This is a genomic window from Microcoleus sp. LAD1_D3, from assembly GCF_036702135.1.
Lineage (GTDB): Bacteria > Cyanobacteriota > Cyanobacteriia > Cyanobacteriales > Microcoleaceae > Microcoleus.
Map to the genome: position 1 here is coordinate 1 of NZ_JAUBSB010000080.1, position 21044 is coordinate 21044.

The 21044-nt window shown below is 41.9% G+C and carries 11 protein-coding genes; 7 read left to right on the forward strand and 4 right to left on the reverse strand.

Going from position 1 to position 21044, the window contains the following annotated elements:
* Nucleotides 1-764: 764 nt before the first annotated feature.
* The 4 genes from QUA74_RS26745 to QUA74_RS26760 all read left to right on the forward strand — a co-directional run bounded on the left by QUA74_RS26745 (nt 765) and on the right by QUA74_RS26760 (nt 9903).
* Nucleotides 765-920, forward strand: coding sequence for a hypothetical protein (locus tag QUA74_RS26745; protein WP_333335046.1), 156 nt, complete (start codon nt 765-767; stop codon nt 918-920).
* Between the two features lie 467 nt (nt 921-1387).
* Complete coding sequence (locus QUA74_RS26750; protein ID WP_333335048.1) at nt 1388-3259, forward strand: hypothetical protein; 1872 nt, start codon at nt 1388-1390, stop codon at nt 3257-3259.
* A 188-nt stretch (nt 3260-3447) separates the two neighbouring features.
* Nucleotides 3448-8439 (forward strand): tetratricopeptide repeat protein, encoded by a 4992-nt coding sequence (locus QUA74_RS26755; protein WP_333335051.1) that lies wholly within the window; start codon nt 3448-3450, stop codon nt 8437-8439.
* A 21-nt stretch (nt 8440-8460) separates the two neighbouring features.
* Nucleotides 8461-9903, forward strand: a complete 1443-nt coding sequence (locus QUA74_RS26760) for a tetratricopeptide repeat protein (RefSeq protein WP_333335053.1) — start codon at nt 8461-8463, stop codon at nt 9901-9903.
* Nucleotides 9904-9927: 24 nt separating this feature from the next.
* Here QUA74_RS26760 and QUA74_RS26765 read toward each other — a convergent pair whose 3' ends face one another.
* From QUA74_RS26765 to QUA74_RS26780, 4 genes are read right to left on the reverse strand one after another with little or no spacing between them, the layout of a single operon-like run.
* Nucleotides 9928-12369, reverse strand: a complete 2442-nt coding sequence (locus QUA74_RS26765; RefSeq protein WP_333335055.1) for a glycosyltransferase — start codon at nt 12367-12369, stop codon at nt 9928-9930.
* Between the two features lie 11 nt (nt 12370-12380).
* Nucleotides 12381-14654, reverse strand: coding sequence for a glycosyltransferase family 4 protein (locus tag QUA74_RS26770; RefSeq protein WP_333335059.1), 2274 nt, complete (start codon nt 14652-14654; stop codon nt 12381-12383).
* Nucleotides 14655-14702: 48 nt separating this feature from the next.
* Complete coding sequence (locus QUA74_RS26775; RefSeq protein WP_333335063.1) at nt 14703-15353, reverse strand: Uma2 family endonuclease; 651 nt, start codon at nt 15351-15353, stop codon at nt 14703-14705.
* Entirely contained in the window at nt 15302-16660 is a 1359-nt protein-coding gene (locus tag QUA74_RS26780) for a phytanoyl-CoA dioxygenase family protein (RefSeq protein WP_333335074.1), read from the reverse strand. Before QUA74_RS26780 ends, QUA74_RS26775 begins: the two co-directional genes overlap by 52 nt.
* An 80-nt stretch (nt 16661-16740) precedes the next feature.
* Here QUA74_RS26780 and QUA74_RS26785 point away from each other — a divergent pair, with 80 nt between their 5' ends.
* The 3 genes from QUA74_RS26785 (at nt 16741) to QUA74_RS26795 (ending at nt 20968) form a co-directional block, all read left to right on the forward strand.
* On the forward strand, nt 16741-17058 hold the full coding sequence (locus tag QUA74_RS26785; RefSeq protein ID WP_333335066.1) for an AMP-binding protein: 318 nt from the start codon (nt 16741-16743) through the stop codon (nt 17056-17058).
* A gap of 87 nt (nt 17059-17145) precedes the next feature.
* Nucleotides 17146-19725: a tetratricopeptide repeat protein gene (locus tag QUA74_RS26790; protein WP_333335069.1), complete on the forward strand. Its 2580-nt coding sequence runs from the start codon at nt 17146-17148 to the stop codon at nt 19723-19725.
* Nucleotides 19679-20968: a sulfotransferase gene (locus tag QUA74_RS26795; RefSeq protein ID WP_333335071.1), complete on the forward strand. Its 1290-nt coding sequence runs from the start codon at nt 19679-19681 to the stop codon at nt 20966-20968. Before QUA74_RS26790 ends, QUA74_RS26795 begins: the two co-directional genes overlap by 47 nt.
* The last annotated feature ends 76 nt before the right edge of the window (nt 20969-21044 follow it).

Below are 21044 nucleotides of genomic sequence, written 5' to 3' on the forward strand. Positions count from 1 at the left end.
TATCCTCGAATGCAGGAACCTCGCTCTGTCTTGAAAGCTAAACTGCGGGCGTGATTAAGCCTTTTTCAGTGCCATTGCCCCTACGTCCGCTCTTGAATGCCTTGGTCGCAGTAATACTCTGATTTGTCGAGCCACTACCCCCTCTAGATTCAATTTAATCTTTTTGCCAGCCGTACTCATCAGCTTATTTATTTGTCATCTATCTCTAGATATATTTAAGATAAGTCTTTGGATAGATGCTTGTCAAGGGAAATCAATAAAATTTCTGTAAACAAAAGCTCATGGAAGGTAAAAATTCAACATTTCCTTGTTTGGGCCTGAGTAACGTAGAAAAAGGTTGAGAAGAAATGCCCCAATTTACATTCACTTCGAGAGCAAATAGTTCTGGAGATAATTGGTACATCCTTATATCCCTCCATCCATAGGGAATTTACTGATATAAAAATGATGGACGCACTATTCTGTAAATTACGAGCTAAACAATAGCCGTAATTTCACGCTCGACGTGCGATCATACACGCTCTGAACAATATGGTAGTAATTAACTAGAAGTCCCTTGTGTAGCGTGAAACCCTGATTATAACTGTATCGTTCAAAAGCTATGAAAGTCTATTAATTGCTTCCACAGGTTGTGAAACGGCATCTGATTTCTATGATACTTCCTCTCCCCCGCCTTTGTAAGTCGGAAAAGTCGGATCGTAAAGTCGGAAAAGTCGGATCTTGCATAATCTATCGAGCTCAGGTTCCTACAACTTCAGGGAACTGTGTCGAAAGAGGTGACTCAGTTGCCAGTAAGTTACAACGCCAGAACGGTGAATACGGTTGAGGAACTCCAACAAGTCTATCAGGAAAAAACTCGCTGGCGTCAAAAAACGGCACGTCGCCCAGTCGCAAAAAAACGCGATCGCCAGCTCCACTGAGCAGCCTTCTCCCTTTTTAAATACAACTCAAGCATATAAGATAGAGATTGACTGGTGGACAAAGTGAGTCAGGGTGAAGGATTCGCTAATTGGGACCCGCCCGCGTGGGGTGGTGACAGAAGCCCCTCAAACGCTGGAAATTAACGCTTAGGGCGATCGTTAAATCTTTTTTGAACAGACGATGATCGCCAACGCGATTGATAATGCAAATCCGTTGATTGCACTGGGCCAGCTAGCTCGCAATAGGAGACCTATCTTTTTTTAACACCACGGGGTTAACCCTAGATTCTATCTAGGTTAGGCATCACGCACTCAAACAAAAAAAAGGCTTTCATGAGGCTTTCAGGCTCCTCACTCCTGGCAGAGGAAGGCTCAAATCCTTAAAAATGGGTTTCGGCGCATAAGAGCAATTGGTTTGATGCGCGGTTATCACGCAGCGTGAATAATTTTTATTTCCCAAAAACCTAATGTCACAAGTAACAACCCCCAACAATTCGACTGCGCCCTCTTCCCCAATCCTGCCCTCTCCGCCCGTTGCTGCGGGCGGTATGGATATCCAAGGCGTCGAAACACCGCCATCATCGAGCGGTGATGGTACTTCTACACCCCCCTCATCGAGCGGTGATGGTACTTCTACACCCCCCTCACCCATCGGTGATGGTACTTCTACACCCCCCTCACCCATCGGTGATGGTACTTCTACACCGCCATCATCCCCTGTAACAACTCCCAACAACTCAACAGCGCCTTCTTCTCCAATCTTGCCACCCTCCCCAAGTAATGGTACTTCTACTGAGTCAATACCACCAGTAACAACCCCCAACTACTCAACAGCGACTGCTTCTCCAATCCTGTCACCATCTCCAAGTTCAAGCCCAACTCTCATTACCACCCAAGTCAGCTTACTCAATTTAGACGCAGAGTGTCCAGAACTCCCAGAACCGCCAACAGTTATATTTCAGCCACCAGTGCAACCGCCAAAAGTTACTAGCGACGGGCGCATCACGATTATTGGCGATAATGGTCGCAGTTTTCCCGACAGTAGGGTTAACGATGACATTTTAATCTTTGATGGAGGAAGCAACGATCTTATTTTCGGTGGCAACGGCAATAACTTAATCTGGGGTGAGTTCGGTGCTAATACCTTAATTGGTGGCAGTGGCGATGACACGATCTATGGTGGTGTCATAGATGTATTAAAGCGCAATCAGAATCAACCTTTGTCTGCCCAAATGCAGAATCAACCTGCATTAATCTTTGGTGGTAGTGGCAACGATCTACTGTTTGGGATAGAACAAAACGATACCATCATTGGCGGTAATGGCAACGATCGCGCCTATGGGGGTAAAGGAGATGACTTGATCTATGGCGAAAAAGGGCCTGATACTCTTTATGGCGGTCAAGGTCAAGATACGATTATCGGTGATTACGGCGATCGAAATACTACGGATACAAATGATCGGGGAGATTTGCTCTTTGGCAATCGTGGGGATGATGTGATCGCCGGTGGCATTGGCAACGATACTATTTATGCCGGAAAGGGTAATGATATCGTTTTGGGTGGCAAAGATAATGACTTGCTCTGGGGCGAAATTGGTAATGATACCCTTGTAGGTGGTGAGGGCGATGATACTGTATACGGTGGTACTAGAGATCCGAACAACCTAGATTCTCAAGGGCGTGACTTGCTATTTGGAGGGTCTGGAAATGACTTGCTCTTTGCCAATGAAGGTGAGGATTCGCTTTCTGGAGGTGAAGGTAATGATACATTATACGGGGGTAAGGGTAATGATATCGTTGACGGCGGCAGGGGAGATGATTTGCTGTTTGGCGATGAGGGCAACGATACAAGTTGCGGTGGTGATGGCAATGATACTATTTATGGCAGTACAGGAAATAACACCTTCTCTGGTGGTGCCGGCAACGATCTCTTGTTTGGTGGGGTCGGCAATGACTTAATAGCAGGGGGCGAGGGGGCAGATACATTCCGGTTCCAGTATCTCGAATCGGGCGAATCAGCGGTATCAGTTGGTGGCGGCCTAAACGGAAATCCTTTTGGGTTAGATACGTTGACTGATTTCACACCCGCACAAGATAAGATTCAATTGGATCGCAGGGCCTTGCCCATGTTGCAACCCGGTACTTTGCCAGCAAGCCTTTTTAGCGTTACCAATAACTTTAACGTCAATAATCAGGGCGCGAGTCCGGCTCGGGTAATTTACGACAAAACAAGCGGTTTGGTGTACTACAATTCTTTGGGTACGCTAGGGAATGAAGTACCGTTAATGCAGCTTCAACCGAATCTGAATATCACTTCCAACGACTTTGATATCGTGTAAATATCTATGGAGGCAAAGCCTCTACACAAGTGCGTTTACGAGGGGCAAATCCCCCGCGGTTGCCCCTCGTAAATGGTGATGCTGCGTCTAGGAGTGATAAAGCTAAACCTGTTTCCAGAAAGAACAAGCAATCCAATGTGTCAAGGCTTTTACGTTCCCATTACCCAATTCCCCATTTGATAGCGATCGTGGAAAACAAGGCAGATATCTACTATAGTCGCGGTAACGTCCTTTACCCACAAGAAGAATTAACGGACGCGGAAACTAGCTATCGGCAAGCGATCGCCCGCGAACCCAACAATGCAACCGCTTACTATAATCTTGGAGTCGTCCTTGACGAGCGGTATCTGCTACCTGAAGCAGAAAGCAACTACCGACAAGCGATCGCCCTTAGACCTGATTATGTCAAAGCTTACAGCAATCTGGGTTGCGTTCTTGTCAAGCTGGATAAGTTATTCGAGGCGATCGAGGTTTTCCGACAAGCGATCGCTCTTTCCCCCAAGTGGGCTAGCTTATACAATAACCTTGGCCAAGCATTTCAGGCACAAGGAAAAGCCGATGACGCTATATCTGCTTATATCGAGGCGATCTCATTGCAGCCCGATCTGGTTTTAGCTCATTATAACGCCGGTCAAGTTTGGCAGAGCCAGGGTCAGCACGGGTCGGCCGGTCGGTGTTTTGAGAAGGTGATAGAACTCGCTCCCGATAACGCTTCAGCTTATAGTGAGTGGGGCTATTCTCTCATGGCAGAAGGCAAGCTGGATGCAGCAATGGCGTACTTTCAGAAAGCAATTTCTCTACAGCCGACATTTGTTGAAGCTTACTGCACTCTGGTTCTCCAAACCATACACGAAAGCTCTGTAGAAGGTAAAGAAATTGACGAACTGGGACAAGCTAAAATTGCCTGTGCCAGATTTCTTCAAGCACTACAGCGGCAATCAAACGCTCCCGAAGTTTATGCCAATCTCTGGCAAACTTACGTCCATTTAGGAAATGTTTTATTGCAGTATGGTGAATACAAACAAGCAGAAACTTATTATCATAAAGCTTTACAGGTTAAACCTAATGACGTAGATATTTTAGGGCGGGTGAGTCATTGTTTGGTAAAACAGAAACGGCTCAAGGCGGCGGTGATAGTATGCCAAATCGCAAGAATTATTCAACCAAATGCTAGTTTGATTTACTTTCAGTTGGAAAAAGTGAGATCCACCTCGCTTCCCAAAGGCGCTTTATCTGCCAAAGATTGGGTTGTTACCACACAATTAAACGGAGCTAGCTATATTAGCAATTTCCAGAAAAGCCAGTCAAATGCAGTCAAAATGCCTGTCCCACAAGGCTTATTAGAGATGTCTGTTGGTGTTGATGCGGAATTTGAGTCTAATCCAGTCTGTAGCAAATTACTTAACTTTGATGCCTTCCAAGCGGGATGTGAGGGATTAAACTGCACGCCGTGCTTGAAGCGAATTTACCAGCAGTTTGCTCCGATTCATCAGGGGTTAGGAATTCATGTTTTTAATAAGGGAGCGAACATTGCTATTAATATACCCAGTAATTTCGTAGCGGCAATTCCAGATGGGCGCGCTTGGATTGTTCCGCAAAAAAACTCTTGGATGATATGTAATGCTATTGCTATTATTACTCCCGATAATTATCTGTTAACAGATGTTTCTCGCGAGTATCCGGGTTCTTTACCGGGGTGTATGCGACATGATACAAACAAACATCGGGTTTTTAATTTAGAAGAATTACCAATCTTAGAACAAATTGATGGGACAGTTGCAGTATTATCTGGACTTTCTGGAAATGTTTACTTTCATTGGATGGTGGATATTCTGCCCAGGCTCGACATTTTACGTCAAAGTAAGGTAGATTTGGAGAAAATAGATAGATTTTTAGTTAATAGCATCGCGCAACCTTTTCAGCAAGAAACGCTCTTAATGTTGGGGATTTCACCATCCAAGATTATCGAGAGCGATCGCCACCCTTACATTCAAGCTAAAAAACTTATTGTACCATCTTTTTCGGGTTCGCTCGGTTGGCTGCAACCGAGCGCTTTGAAATTTCTACGGCAGGAATTTCTGAAACAAATTTCCTCGCCAAGTTCCCCTTACCCAGAACGTATTTACATTAGTCGAGCCCAGTCTCAATATCGGCGGGTAATAAATGAAGGAGAAGTGATTGATTACCTGGCTAAATTCGGTTTTCAAACTTTGGTAACAGAATCTTTGTCGGTAGTGGAACAGATTGGGCTATTTTATCATGCTAAAATAATTATAGCCCCGCATGGTAGTGGGTTGACTAATATTATTTTTTGCCAGAATGGTACTAAAATAATTGAACTTGTTTCTCCTCACTATCTTAGACCTTATTATTGTATCATCAGTCAACTTTTAGGGCTAGAACATTACTATTTAATAGGGGAGGTATTTGCCTGTTATCCCATCCGAGAGCTGATGTATCAAAATCCGCTGACCGAAGATATTAAAGTTAGCTTTAACCAATTGGAAGAAATGATGAAAATTGCCAATATAATAAATCATAATTCCTCAATCGCGAAGCCGATTCAGAAGCAAAATCCTATCAATTTTGAAATTACCGCTGTGCAGTATCCTTCTGCCGCCAAACTTACTTCTATGGAAACTACTATCAATTCTGAAATTACCGCTGTGCAGTATCCTTCTGCCGCCAAACCCACTTCTATGCAAACTACTATCAATTCTGAAGCTACCCTAGCGCAGTTAAGTGAACAAGCCGAAGTTTATTTAACACAAGGAAAATTAGAAGAAGCAGAAACAGCTTGTTTGCAAGCTTTGAATATTCAACTGAAGTCAGCACCGATTCTCAAAATTCTGGGCAATATTTTGCACGCCAAAGGTAAGATAGAAGAGTCCCGACAGTGCTACATTAAAGCGATTGAGATTCAGCCTAATTTTGCCGCAGCTTATGTAAATTTAGGCAGTTTATACGCACAGCAGCAACAGTGGGATTCAGCCATAAATTATTATCAACAAGCAATACACATTGATCCTAATTTAACGGCAGCTTACCGCAATTTAGCAAAGGTTTGGACGCAGTTAAATAAGCCGAGCAATGCGGCAGACTGTTGGTATGCTGTATTGAGTCTGGAACCGGAAAAATTTTCAGCACAAGAATGCGTCAATCTGGGAAATACTTTTGTGCGGTTAGATGATATTACTCGGGGCATTTATTGTTACCAACGCGCTTTGGAATTAAACCCCAATTTGGTAGGAGCTTATCAAAATTTGGGGGAAGCTATGAAGCGCCAAGGAAAGTTAGAAGAGGCGTTAGTTTATTATCAACAAGCTATTAAATTAACTAACCAGGCGGCGGATGTGTCGGATTTATCCAGCCAAAAAAATGGGGGTTTTGATAGCCATAAATCGGCGAAAGTTTTGGATTTATCTAGCGCTCAAAATCAGCGACATGATAGCCATAAACTGCTAGATTCGCTTACTTCTGAAGATGCCGAGGCGTTAATTGTTTTGGCAGGACATTATTATAATAAGGGGAAATTGTCTGAGGCGATCGCCCAGTGTCAACGAGCAATTTCACTTCAACCCCAGGCTGTTGGTGCTTACCATATATTGGGGGAAGCGCTGCAAGTGAGTGGGAAACTAGAAGAGACAAAAATTTGTTATTTTAAAGTATTAGAAATTAAACCAAATTTTGCTGAGGCTTGGGCAAGTCTTGGTAATGTTTTCGCACAGCAGCAACGATGGCAAGATGCAATTAATTCTTACCAAAAAGCCGTTAGTTTACAGCCTCAAGTTGCCGAATTTTATCGAAAATTGGCGGACGTTTTTGAGCGAATTGGTGCCACAGAGCAAGCAGCAATTTGTTCGTATAAGGCAGTGAATTTAGAACCGCGAGGAGCCACGGCAGAGCAATGCTTAATTCTGGGAAATACGCTGTTGGGACAGGAGAAAGTTGATGAGGCGGTGGCCTGTTATCGTCTGGCTATTCAGTTGAATCCTAAGTTATCACCAGCTTATCATAATATTGGGGAAATTTTGAGCCGGAAACAGGAGTGGGAAGGGGCAGTTAATGCTTACCGTCATTCCATTCAACTTAAACCGGATAATGCGGGGTCGCATTATGGTTTGGCAAAGGCTTTATCTGCACAAGAATCTTGGGAAGAAGCCGTTGTTAGTTACCGAAAAGTTATCCAGTTTAATCCTAATTCGGCGGAAATTTATCATCAATTAGGAGATGCGCTAACAAAGCTGAATAAGTTGGATGAAGCCGTCAGTGTGTATCGTCGGGCAATTGAGTTAAACCCGGATAATTCTTGGTCGCAGAATAATTTAGGAGATACACTGATTAAATTACAACGGTGGGAGGAGGCGATCGCTCCCTACCGTTATGCTACACAGCTTAACCCAAGCTGGGCTTGGACTTTCTACAATTTAGGGGAAGCGCTAGCGCAATGCCAGCATTGGGAGGAGGCGATTGCGGCCTACTCTCGCGCTGTCGAGCTCAACCCCGAACTACCGGGGATTGAAAGCAAATTAGCGGGTGCTTTCCGAGAACGAGCTATATTAGATTTAGATGCAGCCTTTAACTGGTATCACAAGGCGATTAAAGTCAATGCCAATGAAGTAGAGACTTATCACGAGTTCCTAGAAATTAAGCAAAAATCGCCGGAAATTGGCTTACAATTGGGCAATACTTTGGTAAACCACAATCGGCTGGATGAAGCGATTAATTTATATCAAACAATGCTCCAGACATTCCCTGAAAATCCGGCTATTCACTTAGATTTAGGTAAGGCTTTTGCTCAGAAGAAAAACTGGGAGTTGGCACTGGCTGCCTACCGCCGCGCTATTGAGATTGACCCAAATCATTGTTGGTCTTATCACGAACTCGCCGAAGTTTTAGCAGCACAAGGTAAGCGAGAGGAAGCAATATCTAGCTACTATCGCGCGATAGAAACTAATCCTTCTCCTTCATTTTGGCATTATCACAACTTGGCAAAAGTTCAGTCAAGTAAAGGTGAATGGGAGCAAGCGGTACTCTCCTACCGCAAGGCAATTGAAGTAAACCCAGATTATTCTTGGTCGCACAGAAACTTGGGCGATATTCTAGCTGCACAGGGGAAAACTGATGAAGCAACTGTCTGTTATCGTCGCGCTATTAAGCTAAAACCTAGAATCTTCTAAATTTTGAGATAAAAAGCCTCCATGTCTGAGCAAATTGATAGATTAATTGTACATTATCAAAAAGCCTTGTTAATTAAGCCAGATAACGCCGAAATTTACATAAATTTGGCAGAATTATATTACAAACGGGGTCAACTTGATAAGACAGTCACAGCTTGTGAAACGGCACTCAAAATTCAACCCACTTTGACAGGTATCTCGAAAACCTTGGCTGGTGTGCTGCAACAACGAGGAGAAGTCGATGCTGCTTTTGAAATGTATAATGCGCTAGGCGAGCGATTGGTCAAGGAAGGAAAGTTAGAAGAGGCGATCGCTGTCTACCACTGTGCAATTGAGGTAAAACCAAGTGCTTATCAAGCTTACTATCGATTGGGGGAAATCTTTCAACGACAATGGAAGCTAGAAGAGGCTATATCTTGTTGTCTCAAAGCGATTGAGATTGAACCGCTATTTATTGAAGCGCACTATAACTTAATAGAATACTATAGAGTAAGTTACTCTATAAAATACGAAATAGAAAATCCTTTAGCCTTGGAGAAAGCAGTTCGCTGCTATCGTTACGTAATTCAGAACTATCCTAATTTTGATCTGGCTTACATCGGTTTAGGAGATTTATTAACTTATCAAGGAAACTTGGCAGAGGCTATCTCGTGTTATCACAATGCCTGTTACAGGCAAATCCTACAGACACGACCTAATTTTGCTAAAAATTATTGGGATACAAAAAACCCACGCCACCCTCATTTTCTCATCATTGGTGCCGGCAAAGGCGGTACAAGTTCTCTATATGCCTACTTAACCGAACACCCTAATATTTTACCAGCTATTAGAAAAGAGGTGGGATTATCTAGGGAAATTTTTGATAAGGGGGTTGATTATTATCTATCTTATTTTCCTCCGATTCCAAAACAATCTATTTTTTTGACCGGAGAAGCAACTCCTTGGTATTTTTACAGCCAAAGTTCATCCCAAAAACTAGCCTTAATTTTTCCTAACATTAAACTTATTTTAATTCTAAGAAATCCAGTAATCCGAGCATTTTCTCATTATAAAATGCTGGTTAATTATGGCAGCGAACAAAGGGCTTTTGCTGAGGTAATTGCTTCAGAAATAGAACATCTCTCATCTGATGGTGAAGATAAATTTACCTACTGGCAGACAGAAAAAGGTTATTTATTATTGGGTTGGTATTTCCACTTTATCAAGAAGTGGATGGCTGTATTTCCCAGAGAACAGTTTTTGATTTTAAGGAGTGAAGACTTTTATGCTAATCCAGCGGCTACTCTAACTCAAGTTTTCGAGTTTTTGGGGGTGCCGGATTATCCCCTTCCAGAATATCCCAATTACAATCCGGGGTCTTATAATCCCATAAGCGATGATTTGCGGCAGACTTTAGCCGAGTTTTTCCGACCTCATAACCAGAAGTTAGAGGAATATCTCGGCATGAAATTTGATTGGGATTAACCCATTTGTTTTAATAGGGAGGTTTTAGCGGGTACTGATTGGCTTTTGAACTTGTTGCTGTTCTGTTTTTAAACGTTCAATTTCAGCTTGAGCCTGTTGGAGTTGAGATTGCAAGCTATCCAGTTCGTCTTGGGTTTCTAGCGCTGTCTGCATCCAAGCTTGGGATTGAGATGCTAAAGCTTGGTATCGATTTCTATCTTGCTCAAGTTGCCACATTTGGCTTTGCCTTTGTGGCTCGGACTGCCAAAGTTGCTCAACGCAGGTTAAAAGTAAATTGAGTTGGCGCTGAGTCCATCGAGATACCTCTATTTGAGATAAGTATTGACGCAAATAATACCGTTCTTTTGGGAATTTTGCCTGGTCAATAAGGAACGCAGAGTGGGAATCAGAGAGATAGAGGGGATAGGGATAGTAAGCAATCTCTTTACCAGTGGCGATCGCAGCCGCTAAAATATGCCAATTTAAAGCTAGCAAATCCCTGACCTCGGAATACCGAAACTCTCGCAGCAACTCCACCGCAAATAGAGCGCACAAATCCTGACTTTGGTTAAATTCCAGTAGCTTGAGTAAAGAGCCGTCATTCGAGTTGATAACTTCCAAATCTTTGTCCAGCTTCATGTCTGGACATACGACAGCTACAGTATCAGATTCACAAGCCGCCGTAACAAATTTTTCCACCATTAGAGGTAGTGCGATGCGATCGCCTGCAAAGTGCAAAAAATATTCTCCCGTCGCCAGTTCTACCAAGCGGTTATAAGCCACTCCCAAACTTTTATTAATATCGAACTCGACAAACTCATAGGTGGGAAACTGCTCCTTAGCCAGAGCGATCGCCTCTGGTATGGATTCGCCTGCGGGTGTCTGGTACAAAACGATAACTTCTAAATTTTGATAAGTTTGTCCCGCCAGACTTTCCAGGCAATCCCAAACTTTTATTGTATCAAAAAAACAAGTTATGCCTATAGTTACGCAGGGATTTTGAGGGTCTTTGGGTGCTGATTTGATAAATGCTTCGCTCATATATTCAAGTTTTTGGTTAAGTAATTTTTGATTCACTTGTTCTAATAAAGCGCGATCTGGGGCGATCGGCGTTTCAGGACAAGCTAAGATAGCTTCACTGATGGTGCCGGCGAGAGAGTGTACGTCTCCTGGCTCAAACCAGCGCACCCCATCGGTTCTTGAAATTAAACTTAAGGTTTCTTGAAATCCTCCCGTATCTGAAACTACTAAACTAACGGCTAACTGTCCCATCTCTAAAGCGGTATTGGGAAAGTTTTCTTGCAAGCTGCAAAGACAGACAATGGGTGTCGGTGACTGGCTGACTAAATTAATTGCTTCTCGGCTGGATAAATCCGGCAAAATATAGTAATAAAATTTACCCTTTAAAGCGCCATCAATATACTGCTGACTATCCAACCCTTGAAGCTGAGTTGACTCTAATTTGATGATTTTACCAAGAAACAGAATGTAAATTTTCTCGGCTATATCCGGGTTAAGCAACTGAAGGGCCTCTACAAACGTACAGAGTCCTTTTCTCTCCTCTAACCGCCCAAAAAACACCAGCGGTATCTGTTTCCTATCAAGTTGAGTAGTCAAAATATCGGATATTTTTAATCCTTCGGATGGCGAAGCATTCGGACACAAAACATGGGTTTTTAACGGTAAATTATCGCCCGAATGCTTCGCCCCTACATCCGCTGATAAGTTGAGGATAGGAATAAAATAAGGTAAATGAACAGCATGAGCAGTTTTCCAGCCATAACTTTCTACTTTGGATTTTAAAAAGTAGGAGGGAAAGCAACTTAAATCGGCATTGTCATAAGAATATTGTTCGTAGTGACAAGCCTGCCAAAACCATTTCGGATAATCTAGCGTGTATCTGCTATTGACTTCCCGCAACCACTCAAAACCACCGTGATCTGTAACACCAACGAGGCAACTATTACCTAGCACACCTGATTCTTTGGCTTGAATCGTGCGATAACCCAATCCCCAAATTGCGGGAAATTCAACATAAACAACTGCTTCGGGGAAAGTAGCAACAATTGCTTGAGTAAAAAACAAACAGCAGAAACTTTCGCAATCAAAGCATTGACTGATAAAGTCTTCTTGGCATTTCGATAAAATTGCTTGGTGGATAGGTTGAAGATTTAGGACTTTTTCAACTTCGCCGGTAGAGAAGATGTGGTGGAGATGTGGTAGTTGCGATCTCCCTTGGAAGTTTTCATGGCTGTGGCAAAGCAAGAGGATGACATACCAACCTTCTGCTGCTAATTTTTGGCTCAATGTGGTATAATAAGTGCCGATACCGCCATTTTTAGAAAATCCTTCAAATTCGTTACTTGCTAGGATTGCAACTTTTTGAACTGAGGTGTTAAAAGCCTCTAAGAATTGGGACTCAAAGCGTAATTCTGAATGATCAGGACAAAGGATGTGGGATACTAAATTTTCCGGTTGTATTTTCATAATGATAGCAATTAAACAGATATCGTAGATAATAGTTTTGCCACTTCGGGAATCTCACCAATATTTCCAAATTTCTCTCTGGCTTGAATGAGTTCGCGTTTAGCTTGTTCTAAATCTCCCCAATGAATAAAAGCCATGACTTTGGCAGCGGCAATATTTGGACGTAATCCCTCTGTAACGATTTCAAGCGAGTATTCAAAAGCTCGATCGATATCTTCGTAAGAAAAGATACTAAAGGGAGTATCCTGGTCTAGTAGTAAGGTGTCGAGTGGTAGGGGATTGACATATTGAAAGACTGCGGCTTGGTAGAGATTACAATGGTGTTTGAAATATGGCCTCAGTTTATAAATTAATAGATGAATCCAAGCGGTGTAAAAGTGGGCAAAATCATTATAATGGACTAGAGAAGTCATGGGGATTAGATGAGGATAAAAATTTATGAAAATACTTTTTGTCAGTTCCCAACTTTTCATGGCATCTACAAATAAATATTCTATAGGGCGTTGGTTCCAGCCAATTTGAACCACATCTCCTGGGTAAACTGAGATCGAGTGAGTCCAGGGACTAATTCTGCGAACAAACTCGTCCAGAAAACTATCTCCCTGTTTATATCTGCCTTCTAGGGAAGTTCCTTTGACACAGTTATCCATATAGAATGGTTCCCAAATGAATAGATCGTAAGCATGAATGCGTTTATTCTTGACAGTTACTTTAAGATTTTTTTCTAAGCCCTTAGCTGCGGAAATCGTTGCGGAACCAAGCCAGCAGCCCAAATCGATGATTTCGCCTTTACCAGAATACTTATTTTGGGCATAATCTTGGAGAAAAACTTGCTCTTGGGCAGAGGTCATTCCTAATAAGAAAGATGTTGATAAATCTTCATCAAAGGAGCGAGCGCGACTGGGAGTTGTTTTAAAAAATGCTAGCTTCATGTACTCTAGTCGCTGGTTGAGTAACCTTTGATTAACTTGCTCTAAAAATGCGCGTAGGGGAAGGGATGGAGTTTCGGGATAAGCGTCAATAGCGCTGGCAATTTCGCACGCGAGAGACTGGGAGTTTCCTGGTTCAAACCATCGTACACTATTTGAGCGGTCAATCATGTTTAATGTCTCCCGAAATCCCCCCGTATTTGAAACGACTAAACTCACGGGTAACTGTCCCATTTCTAAAGAACTATTGGGAAAGTTTTCTTGAGAACTGGTAAGGCAAACAATGGCCGGTGCTAATTCGTGGACTAGGGCAATGGCTTCTTGGCTAAATAAGTCCGATAATATGGTATAATCAAATTTGCCTCCCAGTTCTTGCTGGATGTATTGCTGACTATCCTGGGGCTGAAGTTTTACAGAATGAAGCGGAACGTTTTTGCCTAAAAATATAAGGTGAAGTTGCTGGCTGATTTTCTCTCCTAATTGCTGAAGGGCATCAATGAAAGTCAGGAGCCCTTTTCTTTCTTCTAATCTGCCAAAAAAGACAATTGGTATCTGTTCCCGTTTGAGGTTAAGCGAGGCTTTCGCTAACATGGGTCGATTTTTATCTAGGGGGGGAACAATTGGGAAACAGTAGGGCAAATGAACCGCGTGGGCAGTTTTCCAGCCATAACTTTTGACTTTTGCTTCCATGAAATAAGACAGGAAAAATGCTAAGTCTGCATTCTCAAAAGAATATTGCTCGTAACTATAAACATTTCTAAACCAATTTCCACCCTCTATAATATATTTCTCCTGGGCTTCATTTAACCACTCTTGACCGCTGTGCATTGTTACGGCTGTGGTGCAATTCTTTCCTAACAAACCTGAACGTTTGGCTTGAATGGTGCGATATCCCAGTCCGCACAAATCGGGAAATTCTACATAAATTGGATATTTGTTAAAGTGCGCGGCTATTGCCTGGATCAAAAAGAGGATTTTATAACTTTCTGATTCTACCCAATCCCATTGCTTAAACTGAGATAAAATTGCTAGATGAACCGGCTGTAGTTCTAAAACTTGCTGGGCTTCAGAGGCGGAAAAGATATGGCGGATATGGGGGACAGTCGATTCTCCATGAAATTGTTTTTGAGTTTGACAGATAATTAAAATAATATATGCACCTTGGGCTGCTAATTTTTGGCTCAATGTGGCATAGTAAGTGCCAATTCCACCGTTTCGGAAAATGCCTTCATATTCAGGAGTGACGAGGATTGCTACGGGTTCTGTGGAGGCAAATAATTTTTCAATAAAGGGTTGCTGGAAGCGCACTGCAAAATGATTTGCAGAGATTTCATTTAGTAAAGTTAATTGATTCATTGCGTAAGTCTTTTTAAGTTGACACTAATGCCCCTACACCTAATCTTCCTATCTTTCTTCAATCTGTTTTTTCACCCAAGCGCGAAAGGCTTTCATTGTTTTATTTCTTCCATCAATTTTACTTTGTTTTAAATACTGGGGAATCACTTCATTAAGCAATAGCAAGCCGGCAAAATGAGGACTTTCAGTAACCTGCACGTAACGCCCCGCTTGCAGCACGTTGATTTCTAATTTTGTCCCGTTAAACCGCCACAATTCTCCGACTCCTAATGCTTCATAATTATTCAACTGGGTGCGGGAGGAAATGTCAATCTCAATGGCTAAATCTGGGGGCGGTTCTACAGTTAAATCGATGCGTCTTTTACCCCGAACGGCTGCTTCGTTTTCGATATAGAAACAGCTATCAGCTTCTAAACCTTGTTGCATTGTTTCGCTTTTAAACGTAGTAGAAGCCAGATTTCTGAACTCAACGTCTAGTTCTTCCAGCAAAATTTCCACTAAGTTGCTAATAATAATTTTATCATCTTCATGTTCCGGTAAGGGTACCATAATTTCTAAAACTCCCTGACTATAATTAATCCGCGACCCCCGTTTTTCACCATACTCCTCTAACATTTCTTCGTACATTTGCCAACTGACATCGGTCATCAGGAGTTGCTGACCGGGGGGGACGATGATTTGTTTAAGTTGGACTTGCATAGTTTCCTCTCTTTTGTGTTAGGGATTCGCCCCTGAATTATCTGGGCCAGTCGAGTTTGGTGCTGCTGAGACTTCACTTTTGGCAATTCTACTGTTTTTTGATGCAGTTGAGCTTGAGACTGTTCTAACTCTGCCTGAGTGGCGTGCAGTTGCAGATCGGACTGTTGTAATTGAGCTTGGGTTTGCTGTAGCTGTTGTCGAGACTGCTCTAGTTCTGCCCCATCTTGCTGCTGCTGAGACTCTAGTTGCTCTACTTGCGATCGCGCCTGGTTGAGTTGTTGGCGATAAGCCTCTAACTCTGCCTGAGTGGTCTGCAATTGTTCCCCTTCCCGTTCCAATTGCGATCGCGCCTGGGAGTGTTCCTCTTTTAGTGCTGACAATTCTCTCGTTTTTTGATGCAATTTTTCGTGAGAATCTACCAACTCAGCTTGATTTTTTTGGAGTTGTTGTCGATACTGTTCGAGTTCGGTCTGAGTAATCTGCAATTGTTCCCGTTCCCGTTCAAATTGCGATCGCGCCTGGGAGTGTTCCTCTTTTAGTGCTGACAATTCTATCGTTTTTTGGTGCAGTTGCTCATTAAATTCTGTTAACTGAGTGTGCAGTTGAGTTTGAGACTGTTCCAGTTCTGCTTGCGTTTGGGATTGTTGGATTTTTAGTTCCTCTAATTGGTCTTGAGTTTGGGATTGTTGGATTTTTAGTTCCTCTAATTGGTCTTGAGTTTGGTGGAGTTGCTCGTTAGACTTTTTTAACTCAGCGTGAGTCTGTCTGAGTTCGTCTTGAAGTTGCTGTGCGGTTAGCATCCAACCTTGAGATTGGGGAGAGAGAATCTGGTTATTTGTTGAAGAAAACTGACTCTCTGTTTCGAGTGTTTCCATAAGCTTTTTTGGTGTTAGGGGTTCGACTTCGTAATCAAAGATGCTTAGACTTTTAACGCCTTCTGATTTTTCACCGATGATGTAGCGATCGTAAAATTCATCTTCTACCTCAAATAATTCTATCTTATCAGAGGCTGGTGACTCTCTGTAACAAAAATGGGTGAGAATTTCTTGAGGAACTAAACTGCATATAGCAGCAACTCTTTCAGTAGCAGTTGTATTGGGTGGCGAACTGTGAAAAAGGCGTTTGTCATAGATCAATGCCTGTCCTGTTTTCATGGGAATGCTAGTAAGATACTGTTGCTGTATAATTGATAAAATATCTTGGCTGTAAGGAAAGCCTTCAAATATCCAAAGGGGTCTGAGCTTTGAATTCAATAAATTGCTTTTTTTGACAACTTGCAGACAGCCATTTTGCTCGTTGACCTCAATAGGTCATAGGTCGTGTTTTAACGGGATGTAACTTAATTGTAAGTTTAGTTAAAATAGGCTATCTGGCAAAAAACAAAGGTATGGCGCTGTTCACTCTCGTTAATCTCTTGCAAAATCTCGCTTCCCAACATCCCGTTCGCGCAGCGTTCCCCCAGGGGAATCGCATTGCCTACACTTTCCTAGAAGATGGGGAGAAACCGATCGCCAGTTTAACCTATCGCTCCTTGGACGAAAAAGCTAGGGCGATCGCCACTTACTTACAATCTCAACTCTCTGTTGGCGATCGCGTCCTGCTAGTATATCCCCAAGGGTTAGAGTCCATCGCCGCTTTTTTCGGTTGCCTTTACGCTGGAGTTGTTGCCATTCCTGCGCCCGCACTCCGCAAGCAGCACGGATGAATCGAGTTTTGCCCTGCTGGAAGCGATCACATCTAATAAGGTCAACCGAGAAATTCTCGCTACAATACCGCTATTTTGGGGAAAAATATGGACAAAAATGATGTACTTGAAATTTACGATGAAGACTATGCCAAAGAATACGATCAAAGGTTTCTTATCAATGAAAGATCCAAAATAGACACTGATTTTGAACAAGAAACTATTAACCAGCTTTTAAGTGAAATCGGTGAAGGATCAACGTGGTTAGATGTTGCTTGTGGTACGGGATATTTTCTAAGCTGCTTTCCATCTGTAAAACGAGCAGGACTAGACATTTCGCCTGCAATGCTCAAAGTTGCTAGACGAGTAAATCCAGATGCTTTATTTGTTCAAGGTGACTATCGTGATGAGCGTTTTCAGTGGAAGAGCAAATGGGATCTGGTGTCGTGTATGTGGTTAGCTTATGGTTATGTAGAGTCATTATCAGAGCTAGAGAAGGTTATTGAAAATTTTGCGGAGTGGACATCTGAACAAGGCGTTTGTTTTGTACCATTCTGTGAGCCAGCAGGACTGGGAACTGGTGAATTAAATCTTCCTTATAGTTGTAATGATTTATATAATAATGATGGATTTGTCCAGTTTGAAGGAGTCATTTGGAGTTGGATAGATGAGAGATCAGGAAAACAACATTTTAATATGCTAGCTCCACAAATGGAATATATGCTTGCCCTATTCAAAAAATACTTTCAACAAGTAGAATTTATTGAATATCCTTTAGTTAAAGGAGCGAAAAGAAAAGCGATAGTTGCTCGCTCTAAAAAGCCAAATCAAACTCCTAAATCAAAAATTAATAATAAAATATCTTCAAGAGTAGAATCTCCCTCATCATTTTTTAAGGTTATTCGAGCCAGTGAATGGTGGCTTTATAAAATAGCACCTCTACTTGCTGTTGCTTATGCTGAAATATTCCTGATTCACCTCCCTCCTCTTCAATCAATAATAACTGTATTGACCTTTTTGCTGTCTATATCTTCCGTAGCTGCTTATGGATATATTGTCAATGACACCTTCGATATCGAAGTAGATCGCAAAGCAGGTAAAAGCAATACAATGGCTCAATTTTTGCCCTGGCAACGCTTTCTATTTTGTCTTTTATTTGTAGCCACAGGTTTTGCCGTACCCATCTTGATGAAATTCGGCACATTAGCAATAATCTTGCTGGCTATCAACTATTTGCTACCAACCCTCTACTCCGCTCCACCGTTACGCCTGAAGGAAAGAGGAATTTGGGGAATCCTTAGTGATGCTGCTGGAGCGCACCTCGTTCCAACTTTATTTGTAGCTGCTACCTTTTTACACCTCAGTACAACAGCACAACCCAACGCTCTAACTTTTTCCGTTATTGCTGCTGCTTGGGCATTTTTTGCAGGGATGCGAGGTATTCTCCTGCATCAACTTTGGGATCGGGATAACGATATTAATTCTAGTATTTCCACCTTCGTCACTCAATTCCCACCTGAATCAGTCCGTCTTTGGATTAATCGCTTAGTCTTTCCCTGTGAAATTATATTATTCTCCGCTTTAGCTGTAGTTCTGTCTCAATTTTCCCCTTGGATCCTCGGCTTCTTTACAATCTATGTGCTAGTCACCCTGACTAAACTCAACGTTACTCAAACACCGCTCGATCCATCTCCCCCAGTCGGACAGAATATTATTCCTCACGACTTGTATGAAGTCTGGCTCCCTCTTGCTTTAGCGATTTTGCTAGTTACTCGCCATCCAGTTTTTCTAATATTTTTCGCCTTGACATTGGTGCTTTTTTATCCCTCCATCAAAATCCGGACGATGGAAGTCGTTAATGTTTTCAAGGCTGTATTCAGCCACCGCAATCCAGCAATTGAAAAAACGCGGCAAAAAGAGCAATTAGAAGAACAACTGGAGAACTTACGAGAACAACTCGCTCTCAAAACTCAGGAACTCGAAGCACAGCAGGTTGAGACTTTGCAAGCGAAAACAGAAACAAATCGACATCGAGAAAGCCTACAACAATTCCAGGAACAAGCTGAAAAACAAATCGAGCCGTTACAAACTCAGCTACAAGAGGCAAAAGCCCAACTGCAACACACTCAATCTGAACTACAGATATCCCAAACTGAATTAATACAATCCCAGTCTCAACTACAGATATCCCAAACTGAATTAATACAATCCAAGTCTGAATTACAGATATCCCAAACTGAATTAGCACAACTCAAGTCTTATCTCCAACAAACTCAGGGAGTAGAGGGGATAATAAACTATTATCGTTTTCGCATCGCATCCAACCCCGACGATATCCAACTTTACCATCAGGCATTGACAATTAAGCCAGATGATGCTCAAAGCCTTTGGCAGCTAGGTAATGCTTTAGTTCGGCAAAATCGCTTTGATGATGCGATCGCCTCTTACCAAACCGCACTCCGATATCACCCAAACAATTTTGAAATACACTTGGAGTTAGGGAAGGTTTTAGAGAAAGAGAAGAAATGGGATGAGGCGATAATCTCTTACCGACGTGCGATCGAGCTAAACCCAGATTACTCTTGGTCGCACCAACACTTAGGGGATGCTTTAGCAGAACTGGGTCAAATCCACGAAGCAAGTGCCTGTTACCGTCGCGCTTTACAGCTTCAACCGAGAATTGTATGAATCGACAGGCGTTAAGAAGAAAGGTTCCCTAATGTTGCTAGAAAACCAAACAAAAAATTTAATCGCGCACTACCAAAAGGCTCTACTGATCAAGCCTGACAATCCTACAGCTTTCTACAAAATTGGCAAACAATATCAGTATTTAGCCGAGTTTAACCGCGCTTTTGATTATTACTTAAAAACCATTCAATCTAATCCCAATAGTAATTCATGTTACCATGATTTAAAAATAGTTCTATTTTTTTCAAATATATTTAACCAATCAATCGACCCAGAGTATTTGCAAATCGGAAGTGATTTACTCAAACAAACAATTAAAATTCAGCCCCAATATTTATTTGCTAAATATTTATTGGGTAATTTACTGAGTCAACAAGGAAAAGTAAAAGAAGCAATTGCTTGTTACCAAACGTTTAGTTATCAACAGATATTGGCATCTCATCCAGAACTAGCTAAACAGCATTGGAATCCTCCAACATCACGAAAGCCAGACTTTATCATTTGTGGTTTACCCAAGTGTGGAACAACTTCGATTTACGGTTATTTAACCTCTCATCCTCAAGTTCTGACTGCTGTTGAAAAAGAAATTAACTTTTTTTCTCACTTTTTTCATCGAGGGCTGGATTATTATTATGCCCATTTTCCGGCGATTGTAAATAATAATTACTTAACTGGTGAAGCAACTCCCTCATATTTCTTTTGGGCGAATCCTCAACAAATTTTTCAGTTATTTCCCAATATTAAGTTGATTTTTTTATTCAGGAATCCCGTTGACAGAGCAATTTCATCCTTTTACCTTTTCAATCGTTTAGGGATTAGACAATTTTCTTTAGAAACAACTTTTAATTTTAGTATTGAATCTCTCAAAAAAAGACCAGATTTTGATTTGTTAAGCGTTCAAAAGAAGAAATTCAGCACCGACTCTTTGCTCGAAGAAATTTCATTAATGCATACAATACCGAGCGTGTATATTTATTTTATGAAAAGATGGATGAATGTTTTTCCAAAGGAACAGCTTTTAATTCTCAAAAGTGAAGATTTTTATAGCAACCCCTCAGCCACAATGAAGCAAGTTCATCGTTTTTTGAACTTACCAGATTATCAACTGGCTGAATATCGTAATTACAATCCAGGTTCGTATTCTCTCATATCTGATAAATTACGTCAACAATTAGTGGAGTTCTTCCACCCTTATAATCAGGAACTAGAGGAATATTTAGGTATGGAGTTTAACTGGGAGTGATTAGACCTCTTGCAAAAAAAATCTATGCTATAATAGAAGGTTTTCAATTTAATCCCCCTAGAGCTAACTCATAATT